General features: G+C 47.2%; 11 protein-coding genes and 1 pseudogene. 1 reads left to right on the plus strand and 11 read right to left on the minus strand.

Annotated features, from left to right (window positions below; translation table 11 throughout):
* Positions 1 to 286, plus strand: a pseudogene (locus tag VN379_RS01125) (arsenical pump-driving ATPase); the annotation flags it as partial.
* Positions 287 to 356: 70 nt separating this feature from the next.
* On the opposite strand, the gene VN379_RS01130 reads toward VN379_RS01125, so the two are convergent.
* The 11 genes from VN379_RS01130 to VN379_RS01175 all read right to left on the minus strand — a co-directional run bounded on the left by VN379_RS01130 (position 357) and on the right by VN379_RS01175 (position 6,025).
* Positions 357 to 479, minus strand: coding sequence for a hypothetical protein (locus VN379_RS01130; protein ID WP_325529945.1), 123 nt, complete (start codon positions 477 to 479; stop codon positions 357 to 359).
* A gap of 2 nt (positions 480 to 481) precedes the next feature.
* On the minus strand, positions 482 to 2,158 hold the full coding sequence (locus VN379_RS01135; RefSeq protein ID WP_325529947.1) for an FAD-dependent oxidoreductase: 1,677 nt from the start codon (positions 2,156 to 2,158) through the stop codon (positions 482 to 484).
* Between the two features lie 49 nt (positions 2,159 to 2,207).
* The gene (locus tag VN379_RS01140; protein WP_325529949.1) at positions 2,208 to 2,648 is read right to left on the minus strand and encodes an arsenate reductase ArsC; all 441 of its coding nucleotides are present in this window, start codon (positions 2,646 to 2,648) and stop codon (positions 2,208 to 2,210) included.
* Between the two features lie 287 nt (positions 2,649 to 2,935).
* Positions 2,936 to 3,079, minus strand: a complete 144-nt coding sequence (locus tag VN379_RS01145; protein ID WP_325529951.1) for a hypothetical protein — start codon at positions 3,077 to 3,079, stop codon at positions 2,936 to 2,938.
* A gap of 100 nt (positions 3,080 to 3,179) precedes the next feature.
* Positions 3,180 to 3,374, minus strand: a complete 195-nt coding sequence (locus VN379_RS01150) for a hypothetical protein (RefSeq protein ID WP_325529955.1) — start codon at positions 3,372 to 3,374, stop codon at positions 3,180 to 3,182.
* Positions 3,371 to 3,670 (minus strand): PqqD family protein, encoded by a 300-nt coding sequence (locus VN379_RS01155; protein WP_325529957.1) that lies wholly within the window; start codon positions 3,668 to 3,670, stop codon positions 3,371 to 3,373. Before VN379_RS01155 ends, VN379_RS01150 begins: the two co-directional genes overlap by 4 nt.
* Positions 3,667 to 3,843, minus strand: coding sequence for a hypothetical protein (locus tag VN379_RS01160; protein ID WP_325529959.1), 177 nt, complete (start codon positions 3,841 to 3,843; stop codon positions 3,667 to 3,669). Before VN379_RS01160 ends, VN379_RS01155 begins: the two co-directional genes overlap by 4 nt.
* A gap of 22 nt (positions 3,844 to 3,865) precedes the next feature.
* Positions 3,866 to 4,909: a radical SAM protein gene (locus tag VN379_RS01165; protein WP_325529961.1), complete on the minus strand. Its 1,044-nt coding sequence runs from the start codon at positions 4,907 to 4,909 to the stop codon at positions 3,866 to 3,868.
* Positions 4,896 to 5,177: a YkgJ family cysteine cluster protein gene (locus VN379_RS25055; RefSeq protein WP_414714941.1), complete on the minus strand. Its 282-nt coding sequence runs from the start codon at positions 5,175 to 5,177 to the stop codon at positions 4,896 to 4,898. Before VN379_RS25055 ends, VN379_RS01165 begins: the two co-directional genes overlap by 14 nt.
* A gap of 80 nt (positions 5,178 to 5,257) precedes the next feature.
* Entirely contained in the window at positions 5,258 to 5,572 is a 315-nt protein-coding gene (locus tag VN379_RS01170; RefSeq protein ID WP_325529963.1) for a helix-turn-helix transcriptional regulator, read from the minus strand.
* Positions 5,573 to 5,884: 312 nt separating this feature from the next.
* The gene (locus VN379_RS01175) at positions 5,885 to 6,025 is read right to left on the minus strand and encodes a hypothetical protein (RefSeq protein ID WP_325529965.1); all 141 of its coding nucleotides are present in this window, start codon (positions 6,023 to 6,025) and stop codon (positions 5,885 to 5,887) included.
* Positions 6,026 to 6,236 lie beyond the last annotated feature (211 nt).

Raw genomic sequence — 6,236 nt, forward strand, 5'->3', positions numbered from 1 at the left:
CAATGCCGCTGAAACCGAGGTCATCATCATTACCCTGGCTGAAGCCACACCGGTCTATGAAGCGCTGCGCCTGGAAGAAGACTTGAAACGGGCGGGCATTGCCACCAAATGGTGGGTCATCAACGCTTCCCTGTATCACACTAAAACAACCAACCGCCTGCTTACAGCCAAGGCCAGCAATGAGATTGAATGGATCAACAAGGTTGATCAGCATTCCCAGGGCCATTTTGCCGTCATCGCCTGGAGCGCCGCCGACATCAAGGATGATCAACTACTAACCCTATAAACCAACAAACCGCTCCTGCAGTGAGCCATCTTATCGGTTACGACTAAACCCGATCTGGGCACATCTGGCCCTAGGCACCGGCACCGCACCTGCCGGCAAGCAGCCTTATCATCCATATAGCCAGCGGCCAGCCAACGCCCCGCCACAAACACAGCCAAAGCCGGGATACCCTCCCGGCTTTGGCTGTTCTCATACTTAGGCGCGGCCAGCCTCGCTGTCCTTTTGTTTAAACTGCTTGGCATACTGCTGATAACCGCCCGACAAGTTGAGCACCTGCCGAAAGCCGTGGTTGATTAAAATATTCTGCGTGGCGTTACCGGTAACCCCTTTGTTACAATAGGTCACCATCAGCGCCTTCCGGTCGAGCGCGGCCAATTCATCCCGGATATGCTCCTGGGGTAAATTGTGCGCTCCTTCCACATGTCCGGCCTCATACTGCTTGGCCACACGGGCGTCGATTACCTGCACCGCTTCCCCCTGGTCCAGTTTGGCTTTGAGCTCGGCTGCCGTAATCAGCCGCCGATCCCACTGCAGCGCATTCGTTAGCACCATGCCGGCATACATGACCGGATCTTTAGTAGTGGCAAAGGGCGGCGCATAAGCCAGGTCCAGATGAAACAAATCCTCGACCTTCGCCCCGAACGTAATGGCCGTCACCAACACATCCAACCGCTTATCCACACCGGCCTTACCGATGATCTGCGCCCCCAGCACCCGGCCGCTCGCCTTGTCGGCCACCGCCTTAATGACCAGTTCCTGTCCGTGATAATACTCCGGCTTATCCGGTTTAATAATATGGCAAATCACGGCCTGATAGCCTTCACGTTCGGCTTCCCTCTCAGTCAGACCGGTCTGGCCCACTGCCAGATCAAACACTTTAAAGATACCAGTCCCCAGCCCACCCCGAAAGGTCAAATTCCCACCCGTGATCTGGTCGCCGGCAATGCGGCCCATTTTATTGGCCGTCGACCCCAACGGACGATAGTATGGCTTACCGGTAAGCAGCGAGTAACTTTCCGCACAGTCCCCACAGGCATAGATATCCTCGATATTCGTTTGCATCCTGTCATTGACTTTGATGGCTCCGGTGGGGCCCAGTTCGATGCCTGCCTGTTGAGCCAGCTCTACATCTGGCCGGACGCCTGCCGCCAGGATGACCAAATCGGCAGTCAGTTCCCGGCCACTTTTCAGCACCACCTTATTGATCAGCGGCACTCCTTCCAGTCGCGTCACCGCGTCCCGGACAATAACCTCAACGCCTTGCTGCTCTAGGTAGTCTGCCACATACACAGCCATGTCGCCATCCAGCGCCGGCATAACATGCTCCGCCAGCTCGACAATACTTACCCGGATACCTCGTGCCGTTAGGTTCTCCGCCATTTCCAGGCCAATAAATCCGGAACCGACCACCACTGCCGTCTGCGGCTTAGCTTCCAGCACCTGCCGGCGAATGCGGTCGGCACTTACTACATTGCGCAGATGAAACACATTGGCTTTGTCGCTGCCTGCTATTGGCAGGTGCACGGCCTGCGCCCCGGTGGCAATCACTAGCTTGTCATAGACTTCGCTAAACTGCTGCCCGGTGGCCAGATTCTCCACCGTCAGTGTTTTGGCCTGGGACTCAATCGCCAGCACCCGGTGGCCTGTAAACACATCCACATTATACTTTTGCTTAAAAAACAGCGAATTCCGAGGAACCAGTTGCTCCCGGTCCTCAATGTCCGTCCCAATATAATAAGGCAGGCCGCACCCGGAATACGACACATCCTGGTCGGCGTCAAATATAATAATTTGCGCATCCTCGTTGTTACGTCTGGCCTTAGCGGCCGCCGAAGTACCTGCGGCTACTCCACCAATAATCACAATTTTCATCAATTGCACTCCCTGTAAAAATAATTGCTGCGATTTGATCTCCTGCCAGTCACGCTTGCTGATTCTGCCGGTAGTCCGTCACCCAAACCTTAACCTTTGCCTCAATCTCATCCCGCACACGCCGGAAAACCAGCAGCTTGTCCGCTTCCGTCCCGCCAGCGTCGGCAGGATCATCAAAGGGCCAGGATAGCACTACCGGCACTCCTGGAAAAATCACCGGGCAGCGGCTTTCCGCCTGTTTGCAGACCGCAATTACATAGCCGAACGATTGCTTTCCCAAAAATTCCTTGACACTTTTCGACCGCTGGCCGCTGATGTCCAAGCCGCTCTCCTGCATCACCTGAATGGCATAAGGATTTATGGCAGTTGGTTCCAAGCCGGCACTATATACCTCCAGTACATCCTGTCCATACTTGTTAAAAAACGCTTCCGCCATTTGACTGCGGGCACTGTTTTGAGTACAAAGAATCAGCAATTTGGCTATGCTCATTGTGAAACTCACCCCTATCCTTATTTTTACCTCTATTATTTACTTGTTGCGTCTTGCGTATCAGAAACTCATTTTCATCATAGGGTACTCCCCGCCTATCGTCAATGCAGTACTCTGTTAAATTTCTGTAAACTTTTTTCAACTTCCAAACAAAACTTGCTAACTAAAAAAACTGCACATCGTTGTGTGCAGTTTCCATACCACATACCACCTATAATCTTATCACTTTATAAAACCTGACTAATTTTGGAGTTTATTTACAATTCTTCTCTAGGTAACCATTCCTTTCACCAGCACATGTTTTCCTCCGTTGCATTCATTAGCTCTTGCATTGATGGAAACTCCTGCAATAATGCATGTATGGTATAGCCAGTGGCTGTTTCTCTCAAACAATCGGCCAGTAAGATTTTCAGCAAATCTGTATCGCACATAACCGTATACTCCTTTCTAGATTTGAATAGATAAGAGCCAGCTAAGGAATTCGTCTCCTTAGCTGGCTCTTTAAATACTTTTTAACAATTAGGCTTGTCGCTACCCCTCAGCCGATGCTCCAGTAGCCTGCATCAACAAAAACCGATATTGGCCACTGTGAATGTCTCGCCTACTGGCTGCCAATCCAAGTGTCACCCCAGAAGCAAACGCTGCCGCTAAGCCAGCTATAGCTGCTGGAAAAGCGGCCTTGTCCTCAAAGTACCGGGCTACGCTAGGTTTCTTGTATACTTTCACATTACTTCCCCCTCAGTAAGTACAATTAATTCTTTCCATTGCAAATCGCGAACCAGATGAACTATGTCTTTTTCCAGCGTTGCATAATCAATTTCATAAACCTGCATCAACTTATTCACAATTTCGTTAATTGTAATTGCTCCATCAACCAAATCATAAAAATCTCGGGCTGTCTCATTCAAGTAATAAATATTTAAATTCTTAGTGCTAACAATTAGAAAGTCATTGTCGACTCTTGCCTTCAGGTGCATTCTAACAGGCACTAATCTCTTGAGTAAAATGGCACTAGCTATCATGACCAGTTGCCTCGATCTGTCGGAATTCCCCGATAGCCTCGCAACGCCATGACTTTCATTGCATTGGTTACTGCTCTTCCAGCTGCGTAGCCAGCAACAAGAGCAATTACAGGAAATGCATTTCGTTCTTCATCGCCGGAATGGACAGCTGGCGTTCGATATGTTTTTTTCATCTCTTATTCCTCCAGAACTATGTTATAAGGCTATATCCCGGTCAACATGGTTAATAAATTCCGGGGCACAGTTTTTTTCTTCATCAATACTGTCAATATATTGTCTTAAGGCATCGCTATTCCAGCAGTCAGCACCTTTTTGCCGCCAGATATCCATCAAGGATTGTTGCAAAACATTGCCGATTGTAAAAGGAGCCATGCAATCCATACGCACATCGCCGTTAGGCCGAATAATGGCTCCCGCATTCGGCCCTGTTCGATAGCGGTTTAACTGGCTTTTCACGGATGATGAGCGTTGAATGTCAATTCTGCCACGATACTGATTTACCAGTTGCTCTATTTGCTGGTGCATAACGATCCTTTGTTCCGGGTTCAGTATAATCTCTTCATGCTGGCTAGCCCGACCGCTAGGCAATACTTCGCCTACCATGATGGACGCTGCACCCAGTTCATAAGCCATATTCACCATCTCCGGTAAACTGTCCAAACTTTCCGGAATAACGGTGTGCGCAATTACTAACGGTAACCCAGCCTGGGAAACGGCAAAAGCACCTTGAACCGCCCGCTCCCAACTAGTTGCTACACCACGAAACTCGTCATGAATTGCGACGTTTGCACCATCAATTGACACTTGCAACCAATAGAACCGGTATTTTTTTAATTTGTTTACCCAGTCCTTAGTGAGCAGAAAGCCGTTAGTTATCAGCACAAAGGATGTCCCATCGTGATGGAGTACATCCATGATATCGAGCAGCTTCTCACCCATTAATAGCGGCTCACCGCCCGACAGGATACATTGAAAAACGCCTCCATTGTCAACAATATCCTTTGATAGAGCCAGCCAGTCGCTTGCTCTCATTGCATCTACCTTATCGCTGTCCCCAGAGCGATTATAACAGTGTTTGCACACTAGATTACACATTGCTGTCAGCTCATATTGAATTGTCAGCGGCATGGCAAAGGAATAGGGATAATTGCCTTGTTGCTGCATAGTTGTAATGTTTTTTGTTAAATCAGCAATATATTTCTGTTCCTGTGCTCGAATTATTTTATTATAGTCTTTCATCACAAGCCCCTTTGATTCGCTCTTCCCGTAGCCGCAAGCATATCCTTTTCATCTGTTTAACAAAAAGTTCACTGTCGATATAAGGAAAGAAATGTTTATACACATAATCCTGCTTACATACTCCCGGTCTGCTGCCATAAATTGTACATAAATTATCCGTCCCAAGCATACGGCACCTGCCATTACCTAAGTCATATTCCTCTAAATCTGTAATACCGGTAATTATTTGGCAACAAGCACCACATTTTTCGCATTTAAAATAAAGCATCCCACTTATTCCTCTCCAAATCTTACATATCCCATAGAGCGGGCGGTGGTTGTCTAGTCGGCAAAATTGGTAAAACGCTATTAATCCTGCTTATTCCACCGAGAATCAATTTTATTTGGGGCAGAATTAGCTTCATCCCACTCCAGTGCCTTTTCCCTTGCATCAAAGTTTACCAGCATGGCCAGCTCAATATTTAACCCTTCCGCAATGGCTAGAAGCATGGCTATGGAAAGATTGTTATTATAGCTGCCACACTCTATTTTGCTTAACGAGCTTGTACTGATGTTCACTCTTCTTGCCAATTCTTCTTGGGTTAGATTTCTCAGGCGGCGGTAATACGCTACCTTTCTCCCGATTTGTTTATATTTAAACGTGTAAATGGTAATCAACTCCAAGGAATGCATTCACCTACAATTATTACATAAAATTGCCAAATGTAAGGCTCATAAGTAATGCTGTTATCCGCATAGATAATGCATGTTTTGCCAGAACCAGGACTATCTTCGACATTTTACGCAACCACTTGTATTTTCTTCTGCACTTCATGCAAAGTTGCTTGCCAATTTTTTTGATCGATACATTCATTACACCGACTGTTATCTTCGCCCCGCAATCACTGCAGATCAGGTTAGCTTTAACGTCAAGGCTTTTTACCTGTTCATTTTCATATACGCCTTCATCCGTCTTGCCATCTGCTTCCGGATCATCTAACTGGTACTAATTGCAAAACTAAGCATGTAGGCATACTTAATGGCCGCTGTTTGGGCTTTCGATAGATAGTCTCTTCGGGTAAAGCGCTGCCGTTCTAACGCCTGGGCTAATTGGACAATGCTTCTTCCTTGTTTCATTTAATCTTCTCCTCCCTTCATTTAGGTGCGACAAAAAGAGCCAGACGATTAATTCATCTGACTCAGAAGGCAATTTACTATGTTCCTCTTTAGGGGCAATGTGGTATATCCACAAGACATTAATTCATAATTATAATATATGATTCAAAAAATATATTCTGGCAAGCATGTTTCTTCCAAAGTCTCCTTGGCTGTGGCAGAAATTCCATAT

The sequence above is a fragment of the Sporomusa sp. genome, assembly GCF_035561255.1.
Classification (GTDB): domain Bacteria; phylum Bacillota; class Negativicutes; order Sporomusales; family Sporomusaceae; genus Sporomusa.

Coding starts and splice junctions, on each gene's coding strand:
- VN379_RS01165 (WP_325529961.1), bottom strand. CDS start 4,909: ATGAAAGACTATAATAAAATAATTCGAGCACAGGAACAGAAATATATT.
- VN379_RS25055 (WP_414714941.1), bottom strand. CDS start 5,177: ATGCTTTATTTTAAATGCGAAAAATGTGGTGCTTGTTGCCAAATAATT.
- VN379_RS01160 (WP_325529959.1), bottom strand. CDS start 3,843: ATGAAAAAAACATATCGAACGCCAGCTGTCCATTCCGGCGATGAAGAA.
- VN379_RS01145 (WP_325529951.1), bottom strand. CDS start 3,079: ATGTGCGATACAGATTTGCTGAAAATCTTACTGGCCGATTGTTTGAGA.
- VN379_RS01130 (WP_325529945.1), bottom strand. CDS start 479: ATGAGAACAGCCAAAGCCGGGAGGGTATCCCGGCTTTGGCTGTGTTTG.
- VN379_RS01140 (WP_325529949.1), bottom strand. CDS start 2,648: ATGAGCATAGCCAAATTGCTGATTCTTTGTACTCAAAACAGTGCCCGC.
- VN379_RS01155 (WP_325529957.1), bottom strand. CDS start 3,670: ATGATAGCTAGTGCCATTTTACTCAAGAGATTAGTGCCTGTTAGAATG.
- VN379_RS01135 (WP_325529947.1), bottom strand. CDS start 2,158: ATGAAAATTGTGATTATTGGTGGAGTAGCCGCAGGTACTTCGGCGGCC.
- VN379_RS01175 (WP_325529965.1), bottom strand. CDS start 6,025: ATGAAACAAGGAAGAAGCATTGTCCAATTAGCCCAGGCGTTAGAACGG.